The sequence below is a fragment of the Geobacillus sp. CX412 genome (assembly GCF_027942335.1).
GTDB classification, from domain to species: domain Bacteria; phylum Bacillota; class Bacilli; order Bacillales; family Anoxybacillaceae; genus Parageobacillus_B; species Parageobacillus_B toebii.
Genome location: NZ_CP103461.1, coordinates 444,663 through 466,222, shown reverse-complemented (window position 1 = coordinate 466,222; position 21,560 = coordinate 444,663). Strand labels below are relative to the sequence as shown.

At 43.2% G+C, this 21,560-nt stretch carries 20 protein-coding genes, 1 pseudogene and 2 riboswitches; all 21 genes and pseudogenes read right to left on the bottom strand.

Features of this window, described 5'->3' with window-relative positions; translation table 11 throughout:
- Positions 1–9 precede the first annotated feature (9 nt).
- Complete coding sequence (locus NXM86_RS02305) at positions 10–828, bottom strand: sulfite exporter TauE/SafE family protein (protein ID WP_498958580.1); 819 nt, start codon at positions 826–828, stop codon at positions 10–12.
- A 17-nt stretch (positions 829–845) separates the two neighbouring features.
- Positions 846–1,694, bottom strand: coding sequence for a DUF72 domain-containing protein (locus NXM86_RS02300; protein WP_062678338.1), 849 nt, complete (start codon positions 1,692–1,694; stop codon positions 846–848).
- A gap of 342 nt (positions 1,695–2,036) precedes the next feature.
- Entirely contained in the window at positions 2,037–3,434 is a 1,398-nt protein-coding gene (gene sufB, locus NXM86_RS02295; protein ID WP_498958579.1) for a Fe-S cluster assembly protein SufB, read from the bottom strand.
- 31 nt (positions 3,435–3,465) lie between these two features.
- The gene (gene sufU, locus NXM86_RS02290; protein WP_498958578.1) at positions 3,466–3,903 is read right to left on the bottom strand and encodes a Fe-S cluster assembly sulfur transfer protein SufU; all 438 of its coding nucleotides are present in this window, start codon (positions 3,901–3,903) and stop codon (positions 3,466–3,468) included.
- Positions 3,893–5,113, bottom strand: coding sequence for a cysteine desulfurase (locus NXM86_RS02285; protein ID WP_062755805.1), 1,221 nt, complete (start codon positions 5,111–5,113; stop codon positions 3,893–3,895). Before NXM86_RS02285 ends, sufU begins: the two co-directional genes overlap by 11 nt.
- Positions 5,110–6,423 (bottom strand): Fe-S cluster assembly protein SufD, encoded by a 1,314-nt coding sequence (sufD, locus tag NXM86_RS02280; RefSeq protein WP_081189141.1) that lies wholly within the window; start codon positions 6,421–6,423, stop codon positions 5,110–5,112. The genes NXM86_RS02285 and sufD overlap by 4 nt, the downstream gene beginning before the upstream one ends.
- A 22-nt stretch (positions 6,424–6,445) precedes the next feature.
- Entirely contained in the window at positions 6,446–7,225 is a 780-nt protein-coding gene (gene sufC, locus NXM86_RS02275) for a Fe-S cluster assembly ATPase SufC (RefSeq protein ID WP_062755801.1), read from the bottom strand.
- 204 nt (positions 7,226–7,429) lie between these two features.
- Entirely contained in the window at positions 7,430–8,269 is an 840-nt protein-coding gene (locus tag NXM86_RS02270) for a MetQ/NlpA family ABC transporter substrate-binding protein (protein ID WP_097353808.1), read from the bottom strand.
- A gap of 16 nt (positions 8,270–8,285) precedes the next feature.
- Entirely contained in the window at positions 8,286–8,954 is a 669-nt protein-coding gene (locus NXM86_RS02265; protein WP_015864995.1) for a methionine ABC transporter permease, read from the bottom strand.
- Entirely contained in the window at positions 8,944–9,972 is a 1,029-nt protein-coding gene (locus tag NXM86_RS02260) for a methionine ABC transporter ATP-binding protein (protein ID WP_498958577.1), read from the bottom strand. The genes NXM86_RS02265 and NXM86_RS02260 overlap by 11 nt, the downstream gene beginning before the upstream one ends.
- A gap of 95 nt (positions 9,973–10,067) precedes the next feature.
- Positions 10,068–10,176, bottom strand: a riboswitch (SAM riboswitch).
- 130 nt (positions 10,177–10,306) lie between these two features.
- On the bottom strand, positions 10,307–11,617 hold the full coding sequence (locus NXM86_RS02255; protein ID WP_089098070.1) for an O-acetylhomoserine aminocarboxypropyltransferase/cysteine synthase family protein: 1,311 nt from the start codon (positions 11,615–11,617) through the stop codon (positions 10,307–10,309).
- A 70-nt stretch (positions 11,618–11,687) separates the two neighbouring features.
- Positions 11,688–11,791: riboswitch (SAM riboswitch) on the bottom strand.
- Positions 11,792–11,883: 92 nt separating this feature from the next.
- A complete protein-coding gene (locus tag NXM86_RS02250; protein ID WP_015864997.1) occupies positions 11,884–12,231 on the bottom strand; it encodes an SCP2 sterol-binding domain-containing protein in 348 nt (115 codons plus the stop codon).
- Positions 12,232–12,447: 216 nt separating this feature from the next.
- Complete coding sequence (locus tag NXM86_RS02245) at positions 12,448–12,765, bottom strand: thioredoxin family protein (RefSeq protein ID WP_498958575.1); 318 nt, start codon at positions 12,763–12,765, stop codon at positions 12,448–12,450.
- 8 nt (positions 12,766–12,773) lie between these two features.
- A complete protein-coding gene (locus NXM86_RS02240; RefSeq protein WP_062678344.1) occupies positions 12,774–13,124 on the bottom strand; it encodes a toprim domain-containing protein in 351 nt (116 codons plus the stop codon).
- A 26-nt stretch (positions 13,125–13,150) separates the two neighbouring features.
- Entirely contained in the window at positions 13,151–13,336 is a 186-nt protein-coding gene (locus NXM86_RS02235; RefSeq protein ID WP_233131630.1) for a YusG family protein, read from the bottom strand.
- A gap of 173 nt (positions 13,337–13,509) precedes the next feature.
- Positions 13,510–13,893 carry a glycine cleavage system protein GcvH gene (gene gcvH, locus NXM86_RS02230; protein WP_015865000.1) on the bottom strand — a complete coding sequence of 128 codons (384 nt, stop codon included), beginning with the start codon at positions 13,891–13,893 and terminating at the stop codon, positions 13,510–13,512.
- A gap of 228 nt (positions 13,894–14,121) precedes the next feature.
- Positions 14,122–15,489 (bottom strand): ISLre2 family transposase, encoded by a 1,368-nt coding sequence (locus NXM86_RS02225; RefSeq protein ID WP_190305579.1) that lies wholly within the window; start codon positions 15,487–15,489, stop codon positions 14,122–14,124.
- A gap of 196 nt (positions 15,490–15,685) precedes the next feature.
- Positions 15,686–16,048 carry an arsenate reductase family protein gene (locus NXM86_RS02220; RefSeq protein ID WP_062678345.1) on the bottom strand — a complete coding sequence of 121 codons (363 nt, stop codon included), beginning with the start codon at positions 16,046–16,048 and terminating at the stop codon, positions 15,686–15,688.
- Between the two features lie 56 nt (positions 16,049–16,104).
- Positions 16,105–17,889: an acyl-CoA dehydrogenase FadE gene (locus NXM86_RS02215; protein ID WP_498958574.1), complete on the bottom strand. Its 1,785-nt coding sequence runs from the start codon at positions 17,887–17,889 to the stop codon at positions 16,105–16,107.
- Positions 17,890–17,943: 54 nt separating this feature from the next.
- Positions 17,944–19,116, bottom strand: coding sequence for an acetyl-CoA C-acetyltransferase (locus NXM86_RS02210; RefSeq protein WP_015865003.1), 1,173 nt, complete (start codon positions 19,114–19,116; stop codon positions 17,944–17,946).
- A 28-nt stretch (positions 19,117–19,144) separates the two neighbouring features.
- Positions 19,145–21,529 (bottom strand): annotated as a pseudogene (locus NXM86_RS02205) (3-hydroxyacyl-CoA dehydrogenase/enoyl-CoA hydratase family protein).
- Positions 21,530–21,560: the final 31 nt, after the last annotated feature.

The following is a 21,560-nucleotide window of genomic DNA, read 5'->3' as shown; positions in this document are numbered from 1 at the left end:
CCTCCCCCTTTATGAAAAGCTTTCGTAAATAAGACGGATTCCTAAAAGAACAAGCACTAGGCGCAAGAAGATGACCACTGTTTTACTGCGAAGCCGTTTATTAATGAAAGCACCTGTTTTCGCTCCAAACCAAACACCCGGAATTAAAGCAAGCGCAAATAGCCATTGCACATTCCCCATAAAAATGTGCGTAAGCGAGCTGACAAGTGACGACAAAAAGATCATAAACATGGAAGTCGCTACCGCAACATGCGGCGGGAAGAAAAATAAAATCATCATCGCCGGCACCATTAATGAACCGCCGCCGATGCCAAAAATTCCCCCAAAAAACCCAACGATGAAAGAGATGACAATAGCTACGATCGGATTATATCCATATGTCACCGTTTCCCCTTCATTCGTTATGTAAGTGCGGGTAATTTTAAATGTTTTTCGTTGTGAACGTACTGAAGAATTTTTGCTGAAAGATAAAAAAAACGATACAGCGATTAAAAAAAGCCCAAAATAGAAAGAAAAATGCTCAAGGCTCAACTTATTATTCATCCACGCGCCAATGATCGCTCCAGGGCCGCTTCCGATAAAAAATAAAAGGCCGCTTTGATAATCAACCATTTTTTCTTTCATATAGGATAATGTTGATGATAGTCCGTTAAAAATAATGACGACGAGCGAAGTGCCGACAGCCGCTTGCGGGGTGACATGCGGCAACCAATGTGTAGCGCCTAAAAACAGCAAAGATGGCACGATGATCACTCCGCCGCCTAAACCGACTAAACTTCCAATCGTTCCCGCTAAAAAGCCGACAATGACTAGCAGCACATACTCCATATTCTCATCTCCAATAACTAAAATAAATCAAGCTGGCGCGGCGCTAAATCCGTATATTCAATGCCAAGCAAACGGATCAATTGCTTCGCATTATCCGCAGCATCCCCGCCGGAATTGTTGTTAAACAATACGTAAATATCCTTTGTCTTCGTTTTTAATGTTTTAATATGCGCCACCCATTCGCGCAATTCGTCTTCCCGATACCGATATAAATATCTTACGGCCCGCCAATTTTCTCCGCTTGTCGCTTTATTCCACCCATATACATTACGCCCATGCAAACGAATGAGCGTTTTTTCTGCATTTGTAGGATATAACACGGTCGGAATGGAACCTTCCCCAGCTTGCGGCTCATCGCAAATGCTATGAATCCATCCTTCTTCTGTCATAAACTGTAATGTTTTCGCATAAAAGCGGGGGGAAAACCATGAACGATGGCGAAACTCAAGCGCTACCGGAACTTCTTTCATTTGCGCCTTACACCAACGCAAATACATTACATGCTCACGGCGGCAATCAAACCATGGCGGAAATTGAAACAACACCATCGCTAGCTTTCCTGACTGGATAAACGGCTCAATCGAGTCTAAAAAAGCAGCAAACATCTCTTCCTTGCTCGAATACGGAATCGGGCCCCGCTCATGTCCCGTCATTCCTTGGTACGCTTTCACGACAAAGCGGAACGAATTCGGTGTTTCATGAATCCATTTCTCGACATTTTGGCGCGGCTGAATCGCATAAAAATACGAATCCACTTCTACAGTGGGAAAATGTGCGGCGTATTCTTGCAGCTTATCTTTCGCTGCAAGACCAGGAGGATATAAGCTATCGTGATCTCCCCAACCTGTTAATCCGATATAAATCATACGTATCACCTAGCTTCATCAGGCTATGAATAATGTTTAATTTATTCAAACATAACTCATCGCACATTTGCCACAATGGATGCATTCGTTTGATGTAATGCTGTTCCACTCTGGTCACAAGCAATGATTTCCCCTCCTTTCATAAGAATGAAATAACAGGATAATATAACATATTTTCATCATAAGCTTATTGTCAAGACCGATTATTTTTTGCTTTAACACTTACATTTATTTTAACTATATCACAATGGCAAAAAATTTGAGAACAATAGAGGTATGTACAACCAAAAATGTGAAAACCATCCATTCACCATAGGCAAATGGATGGTTTTTAAAAAACGATCAACCGATCGAGCCTTCCATCTCGAATTTGATAAGCCGGTTCATTTCCACCGCATATTCCATTGGAAGCTCTCTTGTAAATGGCTCGATAAAGCCCATGACAATCATTTCTGTCGCTTCTTGTTCAGAGATACCGCGGCTCATCAGATAGAACAATTGCTCCTCGGATACTTTTGACACTTTCGCTTCATGCTCGAGCGAAATGTTGTCATTTAAAATTTCATTATACGGGATCGTATCGGATGAAGATTGGTTATCCATAATGAGCGTATCGCATTCAATATTCGAACGCGATCCTGACGCTTTGCGGCCAAAGTGAACGATACCGCGATAAGTCACTTTTCCGCCTTGTTTAGAAATCGACTTCGATACGATGGTCGATGATGTGTTTGGCGCAAGATGAATCATTTTTGCACCAGCGTCTTGATGCTGTCCTTTTCCGGCAAGCGCAATCGATAATGTCAAGCCGCGTGCACCTTCTCCTTTTAAAACAACTGCTGGATATTTCATCGTTAATTTGGAACCAATGTTTCCGTCGATCCATTCCATCGTTGCGTTTTCTTCACAAACCGCGCGTTTCGTTACAAGGTTAAACACGTTGTTCGACCAGTTTTGAATGGTCGTATAACGGCAGTACGCATCTTTTTTGACGATAATTTCAACAACGGCACTATGAAGCGAAGCAGTTGTATAAATTGGCGCGGTACATCCTTCTACGTAATGAACGTGCGCCCCTTCATCAACAATAATTAACGTGCGTTCAAATTGTCCCATGTTTTCCGAGTTAATGCGGAAATATGCCTGCAACGGCGTTTCTACTTTCACGCCTTTTGGCACATAGATGAACGAACCGCCCGACCACACCGCCGAGTTTAACGCAGCAAATTTATTGTCCGTAGGCGGCACAACTTTTGCAAAATACTCACGGAAAAGGTCTTCGTTTTCTTTCAACGCAGAATCCGTATCTTTAAAGATAACACCAAGTTTCTCCAAATCTTCTTTCATATTATGGTAAACAACTTCTGATTCGTACTGTGCCGATACTCCTGCTAAATATTTTTGTTCCGCCTCAGGAATTCCGAGCTTATCAAATGTCGCTTTAATTTCTTCCGGTACTTCATCCCAAGAACGGCCCGATTTTTCCGTCGGTTTTACGTAGTACGTAATTTCATCAAAATCTAAACTCGATAAATCGCCACCCCATTGTGGCATTGGTTTGCTGTAGAAAATATCTAACGCTTTTAAACGGAATTCAAGCATCCATTGCGGCTCATTTTTCATGCGGGAAATTTCTTCGACCACTTCCCGTGTCAACCCGCGTTTTGCGCGGAATACCGATACGTCTTTATCGACGAAACCATACTTATATTCGCCGATTTCTGGCGCTTTTTTCGCCATGCGGTTTCACCCTCCTTTTTTCTTCTTGCCATTAATGACGCTGGTGTAACCCTTTTTCCATTGCTTTCCATGCCAATGTCGCACATTTAATACGGGCCGGAAACTTCGAAACGCCTTGAAGTGCCACAATATCACCTAAATCAACAGAGTCATCATGTTCTTTCCCCTGCATCATATCGGAAAATATATTGGCTAGCTTCAACGCTTCTTCCACCGTTTTTCCTTTGATCGCCTGCGTCATCATCGAGGCTGATGACATCGAAATGGAGCAGCCTTCTCCCTCAAACTTCACATCCACAATTTTCCCGTCTTCGACTTTCATCGTTAGATGAATACGGTCACCACAAGTCGGATTATTCATATCAATATCTACACTGTTTTCCTCTAAAACACCACGATTTCTTGGATTTTTATAATGATCCATAATCACTTGTCGATAAAGCTGATCTAAAGGATTATTAGAAGACATGACCAAAATACTCCTTTGTTTTCTGTAATGCGACTACGAGTTGATCGATTTCTTCCTTTGTATTATAGAGGTAAAAACTTGCACGCGCTGTAGCTGTTACGTTTAACCATTTCATTAACGGTTGGGCGCAATGGTGACCGGCGCGGACGGCGATCCCTTCCGCGTCAAGGACGGTTGCCACATCATGCGGATGAACTCCTTCTATGTTAAACGTCACTAATCCTCCGCGATGTTTTGGACCATAAATCGTGATCCCTTCTATCGCGGACAACTGTTCTAAAGCGTACTGGGCAAGTTCCTGCTCATGTGCAGCGATATTATCTAATCCGATTTCTTCAAGGAAGTCGATTGCCGCTCCTAAACCGATGGCTCCCGCAATAATTGGAGTACCGCCCTCGAATTTCCACGGAAGCTCTTTCCATGTCGATTCGTACAGGCCGACGAAATCAATCATTTCGCCGCCAAACTCTACCGGTTCCATCTTCTCTAATAATTCCCTTTTACCATATAATACGCCAATTCCTGTCGGACCGCACATTTTATGCCCAGAAAACGCCAAAAAATCACAATCTAGATCTTGAACATCGATTTTCATATGAGGAGCGCTCTGCGCGGCGTCCACTACGATGACAGCGCCATGTTTGTGGGCGATTTTTGCAATTTCTTTTACTGGGTTAATCGTTCCTAAAACGTTGGAAACATGTACAATAGCGACAATTTTTGTATTGGATGTGACCGTCGCTTCTACATCTTTTAGGTCGATCGTTCCATCTGGCTGAAGCGGAATATACTTTAATGTGGCTCCCGTATGTTTAGCGACTTGCTGCCATGGAATAATATTGCTATGGTGCTCCATGTACGTGATGACAATTTCATCGCCTTCTTGTAAATTAGCGCGGCCATAGCTCGCTGCAACCATATTTAACGCCGTTGTCGTTCCTCTTGTAAAAATGATTTCTTGTGTGGACTTCGCATTAATAAACCGTCGTACCTTTTCACGTGCTCCTTCATATGCGTCCGTCGCTTTCGTACCAAGCGTATGCACGCCGCGATGGACATTTGAATTGTACTGGCGATAATAGTGATCAATCGCTTCAATGACGGGAAGAGGTTTCTGTGATGTCGCAGCGTTGTCAAGATATATAAGCGGCTTCCCGTTTACTTCTTGGTCCAAAATCGGAAACAGCTGCCGAACCTCTTTCGTATTCATGACTGCACTTTCCTTTCGATTACTTCAATAAGTTGTTTTTTCACACTTTCAATCGGAATAGCCTCTACAACAGGAGCTAAAAATCCATGAATGATAAGACGTTCTGCCTCATGTTTCGGAATACCGCGGCTCATTAAATAATATAGCTGCGTAGGATCAACGCGGCCGACCGATGCAGCATGTCCTGCCATTACATCGTCTTCGTCAATTAATAAAATAGGGTTCGCATCTCCACGCGCTTTTTCGCTTAGCATTAGAACACGCGATTCTTGCTGCGCGTTCGATTTGGAAGCACCATGTTCAATTTTTCCAATTCCATTAAAAATCGAAGTCGCGCTGTCTCTCACAACACCGTGTTTTAAAATGTAGCCTTCCGTATGTTTACCATAATGAACAACGCTTGTCGTAAAGTTTTGTACTTGCTCTCCTCGACCGACAACGACCGTTTTCGTATCGCCGAAAGAACCGTCACCTATTAAGCGGGTAATGTTTTCAGAAACTGTATCTCCATTGTTCATTAAACCGAGCGCCCACTCAATGCGGCCATCACGGGCAGCGATACCGCGGCGGTTTACATAGGTTGTAATACCTTTTGCCAAGTTATCCACCGCAGCAAAAAACACACGGGCATTCGTGTTGGCAAACACTTCGGCGACAATATTGACAACTGCTTTGCTAGTTTCTTTTACGGAAATATAGTTTTCCACATAAACAACCCGGCTATTATCTTCCGCTACAACGATGACATGATTAAATAATGCGATATCATCATTTTCTTGAATATAAACAGCTTGAAGCGGAACATCCACTACAACATTTTTCGGCACATATACGAACACACCGCCGTTAAGTAGCGCAGCATGCAACGCCGTTAAACGATGCTCGTCAATTTTCACGCCATCTTTCATCAAATATTTTTGCAACAAATCCCCATGCTCACGTGCTGCTGTGAAAATATCAGTGAAAATGACGCCTTTTGCTTTCAACTCATCCGATAGAGATAAATATGCTGGTGTATGATCGCGTTGGACATATAAGTTTTTCGTTCCCTCTCCTGCTTCAATAAGCGCCTTTACTGCTTCAGGCAATTCATCTAATGAAGCAAACGGCGCGCTTTCCACTACATGATTAGCAAATTGTGTGAAATTCCATTTGTCAATTTTTGTTTTATCCGGCTTTGGCAGCGGCAACTCTTCTGCTTTAGCAAGAGCTTGTAAGCGAAGCTGTAAAAGCCAGTCCGGTTCGCCGCGTCCGCTGGAAAATGAGCGCACATATTGTTGGTCGAATGGTATTTTTGTTCCTGTCGTCATAATATAATACTCCTCCTAACGCTTACGCTTCTTGCTCAACCGTTTCATCTTCAATGCCAAGTTCTTTTTTAATCCAATCGTATCCTTCCGCTTCAAGACGTTGTGCCAACTCCGGACCACCGGATTTTACGATACGCCCTTGCATCATGACATGCACATAATCCGGTGTGATGTAGTTTAGTAAACGCTGATAGTGCGTAATGATCAAACAGCCGAATTCGCTGCTGCGCATTTCATTAATTCCTTTTGAAACAATTTTTAATGCATCAATATCAAGACCGGAGTCGATCTCGTCCAAAATCGCGATTTTCGGTTCAAGCATCATTAATTGAAGAATTTCGTTGCGTTTTTTCTCTCCGCCGGAGAATCCTTCATTTAGATAGCGATGCGCCATATCTGGATTCATTTCGAGAAATTCCATTTTTTCGTCAAGTTTGCGGATAAATTTCATTAAAGAAATTTCATTTCCTTCGCCAAGACGAGCGTTAATGGCGGCACGAAGAAAATCCGCATTCGTTATGCCGCTAATTTCGCTTGGATATTGCATCGCCAAAAATAAACCGGCGCGTGCACGTTCATCCACTTCCATCTCCAACACGTTTTGCCCGTCTAATGTAATGCTTCCTTTTGTTACTTCATATTTTGGATGTCCCATAATCGCCGACGATAACGTTGATTTTCCCGTTCCGTTCGGACCCATAATCGCGTGAATTTCTCCGCCTTTTACTTCTAAATTCACACCTTTTAAAATTTCTTTTCCTTCAACGGATACGTGAAGATCTTTAATTGTTAACACTGCCATGAAGAATACCTCCAATTTTCACTAAAAATTGTGTATATCATTGACTTGCTTGTCTTTCCATTCTCATTTTATTCTCATTACAATCTTATAACAAATGAAAAGTATTAGCAACCTTTTGAAGAGAATATCACTATGTTCATAGTGAAAAATATTTTGATCAAGATTGTTTTATAAAAATAACGGAAGCGGACCGCTTCCGTTATTTTATTGCGCTGCTGGAATGACAGCACCTTTATATTTTTCTTTAATAAAGTCTTGAATTTCTTTCGACTGTAACACTTCGACAAGCGTTTTAATTTCTTTGCGGTTTTCATCGCCTTTGCGTACAGCGATAATATTGACATATGGGTTATCTTTCGGCGACTCAACAGCAATTGGATCCTTCGCAGGATCTAATCCCGCGTCAAGCGCATAGTTGGCGTTGATGAGCACAGCATCGCCTTCGCCGTTTTTATAAATTTGTGGCAGCAATCCTGCTTCCACATCTGCTTCAAATTTTAAATGTTTTGGATTTTCCACAATGTCTTTGACCGTAGCTTTTGTTTTATCGATACCTTCTTTTAATTTAATTAACCCTTTTTCTTGCAGCATCGATAAAATGCGACCATGGTCTGCAACCGAGTTGCTCATGATGATCGTCGCACCGTCTGGCAATTCTTCGAGGCTTTTATATTTTTTCGAGTAAAGACCGATTGGCTCAATATGAATGCCGCCAGCGTTGACAAAGTCATATCCGTGTTCTTTTTTCTGTGCTTCTAAATACGGAATATGTTGGAAATAATTGGCATCAATTTCTTTATCTGCTAACGCTTTGTTTGGTAAAACATAATCTTGGAATTTAACAATTTTTAAGTCAATGCCTTTTTCTTTTAAAATCGGTTGTGCTTTTTCTAAAATTTCCGCATGTGGAACATTGGAAGCTCCAACCACTAATTTTGTTAATTTCCCTTCTTTTTTGCCACCATCAGCGTTGTTATTGCCTCCACATGCTGCCAAAGCCAACACAAGAACGACGGCAAATAATGCACTAATCCATTTTTTCATATTGATCTTCCCCCTTTTATCGTTTATCTATTTTGGAAGTGACAAAGTCACCGATAAACTGAATGACAAAGACAATCACCAAAACTAGAACGGTGGCGACAAACGTCACATCATTATGGCTGCGCTGAAATCCTTCAAGATACGCTAAGTTGCCAAGGCCGCCGGCGCCAACGACCCCTGCCATCGCTGTATATCCAACTAAAGCAATTGCAGTGACGGTAATTCCAGATACAAGAGCAGGCAATGACTCTGGGAGAAGCACTTTCCAAATAATCGTGGCCGTTGTCGCTCCCATCGCTTTGGCCGCTTCGATGACACCTTTATCAATTTCGCGAAGCGCAATTTCCACCATTCTCGCGTAAAATGGCGCCGCTCCAATAATGAGTGCTGGCAATGCCGCATTTGCGCCAAGAATCGTTCCGACAACGAATTTTGTAAACGGGATTAACAAAATAATTAATATGATAAATGGGATGGAACGAAAAATGTTAACGATAGCGGCGATGATCATATTCGCCAGGCGGTTTTCCCATAAGTTGCCCTTTGACGTTAAAAATAAAAGCAGTCCAAGAATCGTTCCTAATATAAATGTTGCAACGACAGAAATTCCTGTCATATAAAGCGTTTCAACGGTCGCTGCCCAAATCATATCCCACTCTACATTTGGTAAGAGGTTAGCGAGCATCCGTAATCACCTCCACCGCCACTTGCTGCTTTCGAATATAATCGATCGCGCGGGCCACTTCCTCTTTCTCTCCATCCATATGAACAAACAGCACACCGTAAGCGCCTTGGTGGGTTTGCGAAATTTTTCCTTGAAGAATATTCGCATCAACTTGAAATTGGCGAACAACGTTAGCAATCAGCGGCTGTTCCGTAACCTCTCCAACAAACGTCAATTGAAAAACCGTTCCTTTTGGATATTTATCGAGTAAATGCGCAATCGTTTCTTTCGTTTCCTCCGGTTCGATGACCTGCTGTACAAACCGTTTCGTAATCTCTTGTTTTGGCCGCCGGAACACTTGCAGCACTTCGCCTTGTTCGACAATTTTTCCGTTTTCCATCACTGCGACGCGGTTGCAAATTTTACGAATCACGTGCATTTCATGGGTAATTAATACAATTGTCAATCCTAAACGCTTATTAATATCCACCAAAAGTTCCAAAATGGAATCGGTTGTCTGCGGGTCTAGCGCGGATGTCGCCTCATCGCACAATAACACTTTTGGATTGTTCGCCAAAGCGCGCGCGATGCCGACGCGCTGCTTTTGCCCGCCGCTAAGCTGTGACGGATAGGCGTTTTCTCTTCCTTGCAAACCTACAAGCTGAATCAACTCGTCTACTCGTTTTTTCCGCTGTTCTTTCGGTACACCGGCAATTTCTAATGGAAACGCAATGTTTTCGCGAACCGTTCTTGACCATAATAAATTAAAATGCTGAAAAATCATTCCGATTTCCTGACGGGCCTTTCGCAATTCCTTTCCTTTAATATTAGCAATATCCCGTCCAGCGACAATGACTTTCCCTTTGGTCGGTTTTTCCAATCCGTTAAGGAGACGGATTAACGAACTTTTTCCCGCCCCGCTATATCCGATGATTCCGAAAATTTCGCCTTCTTTAATTTGCAAAGAGACATTATCCACTGCTGTTACAGATCCATTGGCCGCTTCATATATTTTTGTCACGTTTTCTAATGTAATCATGCACATTTCCACCTTCCCTCATGTAAAAGACGGCTCGCCGCAAAAAGAAAGCCTTTCTGCTCAAGAGAACAGAAAGGCAATGATTACCGTTCTGTCTCTTATCTCTCAAAGCAGACGCTTTGTGTGAATTGGCACCATTTCAGCGAGTACGCTGACGGTTGCCGGGCTTCATTGGGCACATCCCTCCACCTCTCTTGATAAGAGCACAAAAAACACTTTATTCAATTAAAATCTCTCAATAATTACGAATGTGATTTTATCACTATATGTCGAATAGTGTCAATGGAAATGTTATGGTCATTATGGAAAATGGCATGATTATCATTTCTTGTGATTATGAGACGGAAACATCAGATGTAATTCCGGTAGCAGCCGCAATTGCCTGTTCTAAATCTTCGATTAAGTCATCGATATTTTCGATGCCGACAGATAGACGAACTAAATCTTCTGTCACTCCAGATGATTTTAGTTCTTCTTCGTTTAGCTGTTGATGTGTGGTGCTTGCAGGATGGATAATTAAACTTTTCGCATCGCCAACGTTGGCAACATGCGACCATAATTTTACACTGTTGATCAATTTCGCTCCTGCCTCTCTGCCGCCTTTTACGCCAAATACAACGATGGAACCCGCTCCTTTTGGCAAATATTTTTTCGCTAGTTCTTTTGCTGGATGACTGTCATGTTCTGGATAAAGCACCCACTCTATTGCTGGATGACGATCTAAATACTCGACGATTTTTCTTGTATTCGCAATATGTTCTTTCATACGTACATGCAATGTTTCAAGACCAAGCTGAATTTGAAAGGCATTAAATGGGCTAATCGCTGGACCTAAATCGCGAAGCAGCTGCACGCGAGCTTTGACAATGTATGCAGCAGGTCCAAACGCCTCAGCATACACAAGGTTGTGATAGCTTGGATCAGGAGTAATAAATCCTGGAAACTTTGGCGAATTCCAGTCAAAATTACCACCATCAACAATGATGCCGCCTAAGGTCGTCCCATTCCCAACAAGCCATTTTGTGGCGGAATGGATCACGATATTCGCCCCATGTTCAATTGGTCTGCACAAATAAGGAGTGGCGAATGTGTTGTCGATAATGAGCGGAATTCCCGCTTCACGAGCGATTTGCGCCACCGCCTCAATATCTAATATGTGCAAACTAGGGTTGCCAATCGTTTCGGCGAAAATTGCTTTCGTTTTTGGTGTAATCGCTGCTCGGAAATTTTCCGGATTAGACGGATCGACAAAGTGGGTTTTAATTCCGTATTTCGGCAATGTATTGACGAACAAATTATATGTACCGCCATATAACGTAGATGCCGATACAATTTCATCCCCAGCTCCGGCGATATTCAAAATGGCCAGTGTAATGGCGGCCATTCCGCTAGCGAGAGCAAGACTGCCCACTCCACCTTCCAGCTGTGCCACCCTTTCTTCCAATACGGTAACCGTCGGATTGTGGATGCGTGTATAAATATATCCTTCTTCTTTTAGACCAAAAAGGTTCGCGGCATGATCCGTATTGGCAAATAAATAGGCGTTCGATTGATAAATAGGAACCGCACGCGCTCCAGTGGCAGGATCAGGCTTTAATCCGCCATGAATGGCTACTGTTTCGAAACGGTATTGTTTTTCACTCATTGAAACTCTCTCCCCCTTTACCTTTTATAATAAAACCCCTCTTCTTCTAAGAAGAGAGGGGGATGCACTCTTCTTATCTCTCAGAGCAATTCGCTCTGCTGGAATTAGCACCGTGTTGAAACAACCGGTTGCCGGGCTTCATTGGGCCAGTCCCTCCACCTCTCTTGATAAGAATGATATATACCATTTTTTCTGAATAATACTATTATTCCTCCTAATTGTCAATTCATTTTTTTATAAAAATTAAAAATAAAGAAATATAGTATTTAGCAAACATAGCGATACGGTTTTGACAAATGAAACAGAGACTCCAGAAGCAACATATGACGGAAACTTCCAGAAATGTGCACTTCTCGAAGCCGAATTTGTTGTTGTAATTTTAACCTTCCATTTATCAATGATTCCAGCGCCTCTTTCGATCCTCGAATGGTCACTAGCCGACGTTCATCTATCTTTTCCTTTTGACCGATTTTATATTTAGAAATCGCAACAACCGCTGTTTCTGTTTCACATTCAAACTGAACGTATAACTCTTCTTCTGGTAAAATCGGTGATAAATGATTTAATTTTTGAATTCGTTCTGTAAGCTGTCCTACTAATTCACACATATCCATTTTATACCCGCCTCCCCCATTATCCTGTCACTTCATTCATTTCCATAAAAAAAAGGAGAATCCTTTATAAAAATCTCGACAAATCGTCTGGAAAATAGGCAATATTCTCATCATTTCCCAAGAAATATGTCAAACGAAGTCAAATCACCGTTTATTTTAGTTCTTGCGCTGTCACCTTTAAGGGGAGGAGAGAATGAACCACATCTGTTCATTTTTCTAATTCTGAGGCAACATTTCCTTTATTGTTTCGTATAAATACGGTACAGAATGAAACGCGTATAATTTTTTTACAATATTGCCGCGATCAAATAAAAGAAGGCATGGAACGCTTTCAATTTTCCATGCAACCGCACGATCTGGCATATAATTAATATCGGTCTTGTAAAATGGAATATGCGGAAATAGTTCCTCGACAACCCGGAGCATCCGCTCCGCAAGCTGGCAAGTGCCGCACATCGGTGTATATACATAAAGACAAGCCATATCTTTTTTATTAATAATGTCATCTATTTCTGGTAACTCTACTTTTTTCATTGCTGCTTTCACCTTTTTAATAAATAATCGTAATGGACATCAAAGTTCGCGCGTAATAATACTTGGGCAATATGCCAATTCGGCGCTGCAGCCACTTCACGGTACATTCGGTCAATATATATATGTTCCGCTTCAGGAAATTCACGGCGAAACTGTTTTCGTAATTTTTCCCCCGCTTCATCGGCATCCACTAATATATACACTTCTTTATAATAGAGCTCCTCAATCAGCTCTTCCAGTCTGGCATCACTAATCGTCCCGTTTGTACAAATAATTTCAACTGGTTCATTAATAATGTTTTCAATTTTTTGTTTGTCGGAACGCCCTTCCACAATAATCACTTTTTCGATTTCTATCATTATTATCACCTGATTAGTTGAAAATGTCATTCATTTATTATATGGAAAAACAATACGATGGTTTCCACATGGATAAGGAAAGGAAACGAGACTATAGTCGTTTTTGCAAAATAAAGAAGAAAAGCAACGGCATAGCACCGTTGCTTTCGACCCCAACCAGCCTCACCGTCGCAATCGACATACTGTTGATCTGGTCCAACGGTGACGGTTATTTGCTTATCAATTCGTCTATTTTGTTGCTAACTTGCGACAGAGAAACATGACCTTCATATAAATCATGTTCTATATCCTTTGTTTCCGCTGCCATACGGGCACCCTTTGTAAACCTCTTTATGTATAGGGTGCCCATCGTTCGCGTGATCAACCGTGGTGATTGGGTGTATTATTATCCTTCTTTTACCATTTCTTCATATTGCTCTGCTGTTAATAAATTGTCGATCTCGCTCATATCATAAGGCTCGACAACAATCATCCATGCTTTTTCATACGGTGATTCATTTACATATTCTGGATTATCATTTAATTCTTCATTCACTTCTACTACTTTACCGCTAATTGGCGCATAAAGTTCGGAAACAGTTTTCACTGATTCGACGCTGCCGAATGGCTCGTTTGCTGTAATTTCCGCACCTACTTCTGGCAGTTCAACGAAAACGATGTCACCGAGTTCCGATTGTGCAAAATCAGTAATACCGATGCGTACTTTATCTCCCTCGACACGCACCCACTCATGTTCTTCAGAATAGCGTAATTCCTTTGGTGTATTCATAATCGCACCCCTTCATAATAGATTATATTCTTTTTAATAATAACCGATTTTGCCAAAAAACTCACTGAACTCGTTACATTTGGAGTCAGTCAAGATTTTGTGGGAACTTTTTTGGTTCGCTGAAAACAGGTGTAAGTCATAGATTGGCGAACCATTTTTTTGAATTTTATCCGTAAGCGCTTTCGAACTCTCATCCCTTGCCATGACAGATCGATATGTATACCTTTTTTACCATCCTTTGAGTTCAGACAGGGCATGATAGATCGGTGTCCCGGACGATTGCTGTAAATATGGCACGTTATTCCGCGTTACCTCCGGAAGAAGACGGCGGACGCGTTGTTTCGCCTTGTTCACGACCGTCTGTTTAGTGGATGCCGTTTCCTCCGCCGGATGCGACGATTCTTCTCCGAAACGACGTCCGAAAAGACGAATCCCATCCATCCGGGCAATCATTGCCTTGAAAAACGCCCTGAGTCCCTTGTCTGTCCAACTGCGGCGGTATTTCACCCGATACGCCAACTGGCTCATCACGCTTTCAGCCCTCCCCATCGGATACATGCCCGTTGTGTCCACTCCTTGCTCCTTCAGCCATTCCCGGTAATCACGGATGCATCCCGGCATCGATTCGATCCGGTGGATCAAGGCAGCCAGCTGTTGTTCTTTCGCTTCGTCCCCCAGCGTACCGAGGGCGCTGTTCAGTTCCACAAGCAACCCCTCTTCATCCTGCTTCACCAGCTTTTGCCGAATCGCCTGCCACCGTGGATGGCCCGAGAGGCATTGGCGCAATTCACGCGCCACGTGGAATCGATCCAATTGAAAGCAGACCCGTCCCTTGAAATACTCCCGGCACGCGGTAATCCATGGAGCGCCGTCCCCGTTGATGACAAGAAGATCCCGGCAAGGATCATAGGCATATTCATTTATCAAAAATTCCTCGAAGCCTTCCCACACCTCCCCCTTGCCCTCATGGACGTAATGGCGCTGATTCACGAATTCGATCCGGGAGCCGTTGCGCTTCCATCCTTCGTGAACGGTCAGGATTTTGTCTTCCTTGGCCCGTTTTCCCTTCCCTTGGCGGGAAACAAACAGTCCATCGGCCTCCACCAACAGCACCCGTCCATATCGCTGGTCCACCGGGCAGTGCAGCGGAACTTCGGCCTCGAGCACCAACTGGCGGATCGCCTCATGGCTCATCACCGGATACCCGACCATCTGGGCAAGCGTACGAGCCGCTTTGCGATAGGAAGAGCACTCCACCGCCAATCCCACCGCTGTTTCTTCTAGACAAGGGCTGATTGACTGTGATCCATCAAACGCTAAAAAGGAGTCAAGCAAAAACGTGTAACGGTTTTGTTCTCGGTCTAAATAGTAGTTTCGCTCAAAGGTGACTTCGCCAAACAGGGTTTGAATCGTGGTGCGTCGTTTGTCTTTCAAGTGGTATCGGCGCTTATCTCGATTCTCTGCCAATTGCCGGTCGATGTCCTCCAACAGAGCCGTAAACAGCTCGGCGAAGGCGTTTTGCAAGGCTCGAAACAAAGCAAGTTCGATCTCTTTCCATGTCAACGAATTTGTGGTAAGATGTTGTTGAATATTCATAGGACTCTCTCCTCCTGTTTGTAGTGTGGTCAATGAACATCTTACCAGGGAGAGAGTCCTTTTTTCATGTTTCCTGCTTGGGATCCTACCGCGCTTCGCTTGGTGGCCCCGATGAGGGGGATTGCGAACCTACGTTCCCAACCCCCTCATCGGGGGAACTTCTAAGAATTTTTCCCACAAACATTTTACTCACACGTTACATTTGTTTAAAGAATTTTTCGTATTGCTCTTCGTTAAATCCAACGATGACATGATTTCCATCTGTTAAAATCGGGCGCTTGATCAACATGCCATCGGAAGCAAGAAGCTCAAGAAGCTCCTCTTCCGAAGCAGTATTCACTTTATCTTTTAGCCCTAACTCGCGATATTTCATACCACTTGTGTTAAAAAACTTTTTCAGTGGAAGCCCGCTCTTGCGATAAAGTTCTGTCAATTCCTCTTTTTTCGGCGGGTTTTCGACAATATGTACTTCCTGTACCGTGATACCATGCTCATCGAGCCATTTTTTCGCTTTTCGGCATGTACCGCACTTTGGATACCAATAAAAGGTTAACGACATATTGCACCATCCTTTGCAAATAAAAGTACCAGGATAAAACCTGGTACTTTCCATTATTACACAATATAACGTTCTGCTTCAATGAGCGCCGCTGCTGCTTCACGTTTTTTCGCGATGATATTGATTGGAGTATAGCGTGTCAATTTGCGCAAAGCGGCCAACATCATGCGCAACATATCGCCTTGCTCTACTGCAATAATGGTTTCTTTCGCGTGCGCTTCGATTTCGTTAAATGCCTCCTGGCAGAAAATTTGCGTATAAAGAAGTTTTTGTTTGTTTTTCTCTACTCCGGTGTTTTTAATTGCTTTTTCTGTACGAAGCAGAGCAGATTCCATCGCATAAATATTCGCAACAATATCAGCAATGTTTACTAAAATTTCCTGTTCATTTTCCAATTTCGGACCAAATTTTTGTGCTGCTAATCCCGCCGCCATTAACGCGATTTTTTTCGCGTTGCGTACTAAATATTTTTCTTGTTCAAGTACGCCGTCACCAACTTCTTCTGGAGCGAGCATCATTAATTCTTCTTGAAGCTGTTGCGCTTTTTGAAGAAGCGGAAGTTCGCCTTTCATTGCTTTTTTCAAATACATGCCAGGAACTAATAGACGGTTAATTTCATTCGTTCCTTCAAAAATACGGTTAATCCGAGAGTCACGGTAAGCCCGCTCAATTTCGTATTCTTGCATAAATCCATAACCGCCGTGAATTTGTACACCTTCGTCAACAATATAATCTAATGTTTCTGTTGCGAAGAATTTGTTTAGCGAACATTCGATGGCATATTCAGCAATCGATTTCGCAATTTCTTTTCCGTCTTTTGCTTTTTCCTCATCAAGAAGGCTCATCCGTTCGTCAAATAAACCAACCGTACGATAAACAGAGCTTTCTGTTGCGTATAATTTAGACGCCATTGTCGCAAATTTTTCTTGTGTTAATGTAAACTTAGAAATCGGTTGTTTAAATTGTTGACGTTGGTTCGCATATTGAAGCGTAATTTCCAGCGCCCGTTTTGCACCGCCAACCGCACCGACTCCTAGCTTATAACGGCCGATGTTTAAGATGTTGAACGCTATAACATGGCCTTTTCCAACTTCCCCAAGCAAGTTTTCTTTCGGAACAGGCACGTCTTGTAAAATTAATGTACGTGTTGAAGAACTTTTAATTCCCATTTTCTTTTCTTCCGGTCCAGTAGAAACACCAGGGAAGTCACGCTCGACAATGAATGCGGAGAAATGTTCGCCGTCTACTTTTGCGTATACGACAAATACATCCGCAAATCCAGCGTTCGTAATCCATTGTTTTTCACCGTTTAAAATATAATGTGTACCTTCCGCATTTAATCTTGCTGTTGTTTTTGCACCTAATGCGTCTGAACCAGAACCAGGCTCTGTTAACGCATATGCGGCAATTTTTTCACCAGTCGCTAATGCCGGCAAGTATTTTCTTTTTTGTTCTTCTGTTCCGAATAAGACGATAGGAAGCGAGCCGATTCCGACGTGCGCGCCATGAGAAATGGAAAATCCGCCAGCACGCGCCATTTTCTCTGCGATCAGTGCAGAGCTGATTTTATCAAGCCCTAAGCCGCCGTATTCTTCCGGAATATCCGCGCCAAGCAGTCCGAGTTCCCCTGCTTTTCTCAACAATTTCACAGAACGGTCAAATTCATGATTTTCCAAATGCTCCAATTGCGGAAGCACTTCGTTTACGACATAATCTTCCGTTGTTTTTGCAATCATTTTATGTTCGTCGGTAAAATCCTCCGGTGTAAACACACGTTCACAAGGAATATCTTCAATAAGAAAGCTTCCGCCTTTAATCGCATTTTCTAATGCTTTCGCCATTCGTAACTCCTCCCCTTGATTTTGTATATAATCGGGCGGAAATGATACCGCCCATTAAATTAATTCAAATACTCCTGCTGCGCCCATACCGCCTCCAATACACATCGTGACAATTCCGAACTGTACATTGCGGCGGCGCATTTCATAAAGCAACGATAACGTCAATTTTGCACCTGTACAACCAAGCGGATGGCCAAGCGCAATCGCTCCTCCGTTTACATTCACTTTTTCCTCATCTAGCCCAAGCTCGCGAATCACTTGGATCGATTGAGACGCAAACGCTTCATTTAGTTCGATTAATCCGATATCGGAAAGTTCTAACCCCGCAAGTTTTAACGCTTTTGGAACCGCAGCAACCGGACCGATTCCCATTACTTCCGGCGGCACACCGGCAACAGCGAACGAACGGAATTTTCCAAGCGGTTTTAACCCTAGAGATTCTGCTTTTTCACGGTCCATCACCATTACCGCAGCGGCCCCATCGCTCATTTGTGAAGCGTTCCCAGCTGTTACCGTTCCGTTGACCGAAAATGCCGGACGGAGTTTTGCTAAAGTTTCCATATTCGTATCTGGGCGTACCCCTTCGTCCTCTTCGAAAAGTATTGTTTTCTCGACTAGTTTATTATTTTCTACTTTTCGAACGGTTACTTCTACCGGGACAATTTCATCCTTAAATTTGCCTTCCCGAATCGCTTTTGCGGCACGCTGATGGCTTCGTACAGCAAACGCGTCTTGGTCTTCACGGCTTACCCCATACTTCATCGCCACTTGTTCGGCTGTATGTCCCATTGACATATAATACTCTGGAGCTTCTTCTGCCAGTTTCGCATTTGGACGTATCACATGCCCCATCATTGGAACAAGGCTCATCGATTCCACACCGCCAGCAATAACCGTATCCGAATGGCCAAGCATGATTCGCTCCGCAGCGTAAGCAATCGCTTGCAAACCGGACGAGCAATAACGATTAATCGTAATGGCAGGAACCGTGTATGGAAGCCCTGCAAGCGCCCCGATGTTTCTCGCAATGTTTAATCCTTGCTCCGCTTCCGGCATCGCACACCCAATAATAAGGTCATCGATATTTCCTTCATAATTCCCCGCGCGTTTCAACGTTTCCTTTACAACGAGCGCGCCTAAATCATCTGGACGCACATGGGCGAGCGTCCCTTTTTTCGCCTTTCCGACCGGCGTGCGCGCCCCAGCTACAATCACCGCTTCTCTCACAATCTTCCCCCCTGTTTTTTCATATATGCTAGTTGCGCAACGGCTTTCCTTTAACAAGCATATGTTGCATTCTTGCTTGCGATTTCGGTTCGCCAACTAGGCTTAAAAATGCTTCGCGTTCTAAATCAAGCAAATACTGTTCATCCACTTCCGTACCGTATGGAACTTTTCCGCCGGCGATGACATACGCAAGTTTTTTCGCGATTTTTAAATCATGTTCACTAATGTATCCAGAATGATACATCGACTGCGCTCCAAGCAACATTGCCGCATAACCTGTTTCACCAACCACAGGTACTTTTTTGCGAACCGGCGGGCGATAACCTTGATCGTAAAGAGAAATCACCGCTTGTTTCGCGTCATGAAGCAAATGATCACTATTCATCGTAATGCCATCTTGTTTACTTAAGAAGTTCCATTCGCACGCTTCCGCTGCTGAACTTGATACTTTTGCCATTGCGATCGTTTCAAACACTTTATTCGCCACTTGTTGCAAATCGACATTAACTCCGTTTGGCAGACTGTTTAAATATTTAATATAAAGTTCTTTATTTCCGCCGCCGCCAGGAATGAGGCCGACACCAACTTCCACAAGCCCCATATACGTTTCCGCCGCGGCTTGAATGCGTGATGATGGCAAACAAATTTCCGTTCCGCCACCGAGTGTCATCGCAAACGGTGCAACGACCACTGGTTTCGGGCTATACTTAATATTCATCATCGCTTGCTGGAATTGGCGAACAGCAATCTCAATTTCAAAATAGTTGTCATCTTGTGCTTCCATTAAAATCATCGCAAGATTTGCGCCGACACAGAAGTTTTTCCCTTGGTTTCCGATGACAAGCCCCTTATAGTTTTCGTTCTACTTCTTCAAGGGCATAGTTAATCATTTGAACAATATCCGTGCCGATCGCGTTATTTGGCGAGTGAAACTCTAACAACGCTACATCATCGCCAAGGTCAATTAAACTTGCGCCGCTATTTTTCTTAATAACGTCTTTTTGCTCTTTCAAGCGCTTAATATGAATGACTTTCGGGTTTTCTTTAATCGGTTTGTATTCTCCGTGGTCGTAATAGAATGCTTGTCCTTTTTCCGATTTATAGAAAGAGGTGAATCCATCCGCAAGCATATCCGTTACCCACGAAGGAATTTCAAATCCTTCTGCTTGCATTTTACGAACAGATTGCTCAACACCGATTGCGTCCCACATTTCAAACGGACCAAGCTCCCAGCCAAATCCCCATTTCATCGCACGGTCGATAGCGACAATGTCATCAGCAATTTCACCGAGCAATTTCGCAGAATAGAGAAGAACTGGGGCAGTAATGTTCCAAAGGAATGTTCCTGCACGGTCATCCGCATATACAAGCGCTTTCAACTTATTAGCAAGCCCTTTTGCTTGTTTGCTCATTTCTACTGCCGGGGTTGTTAATTTTTACGCGGCTCATATTCCAACGTTTCATAATTAAGCTCTAAAATATCTTTTCCTTGCTTCAAGAAGAAGCCTTGCCCCGATTTGCTGCCGAGCCAGCCTTTTTCGAGCATTGCTTTCATAAAGTCCGGAACGCGGAATGCCTCTTTTTCTTCTCCTTCTACTTTTTCAAATACATTGTTGGCAACGTGAATAAATGTGTCTAATCCAACTACATCAAGCGTACGGAATGTCGCGCTTTTCGGACGGCCAATCAGCGGCCCGGTAATCGAATCTACTTCTCCGACGCTGTATCCGCCTTTCATCATTTCTCTTACAGTGACTAAAAGTCCGTACGTGCCGATTCGGTTCGCAATGAAGTTTGGCGTATCTTTTGCCATCACAACGCCTTTGCCAAGAACCTCTTCTCCAAATGTTTTCATATATGAAACCACTTCTTGGGCTGTATCTTTTGTCGGGATGATTTCAAGCAGCTTTAAGTAGCGCGGTGGATTGAAGAAATGCGTTCCTAAAAAATGTCTTTTAAAGTCCTCAGAACGGCCTTCTGCCATTGCTTCGATGGAAATGCCCGAAGTGTTTGAGCTGACGATCGTTCCCGGTTTTCTTACCTCATCTACCCTTGCAAATACACTTTTCTTAATTTCTAAATTTTCCACGACCACTTCAATAATCCAGTCCACTTCAGCAAGACGATGAAAATCATCTTCAAAGTTTCCTACTTCAATAAGGGCAAGATTGGACTTTGACATAAGCGGCGCTGGCTTTTGTTTCAATAACTTTTGCAACGCTTGATTGACAAGGCGGTTGCGCACTTCTTTATGTTCAAGTGTTAGCCCTTTTGCTTCCTCTTCCTTCGTCAGCTCACGCGGGACGATATCAAGAAGCAACGTCGGTATCCCCACGTTCGCTAAATGCGCCGCAATTCCCGAACCCATCACACCAGATCCGAGCACAGCAGCCCTTTGAATGCGTTTCACCATTCCTTTTCCCCCTCACACATTGAATGAATAG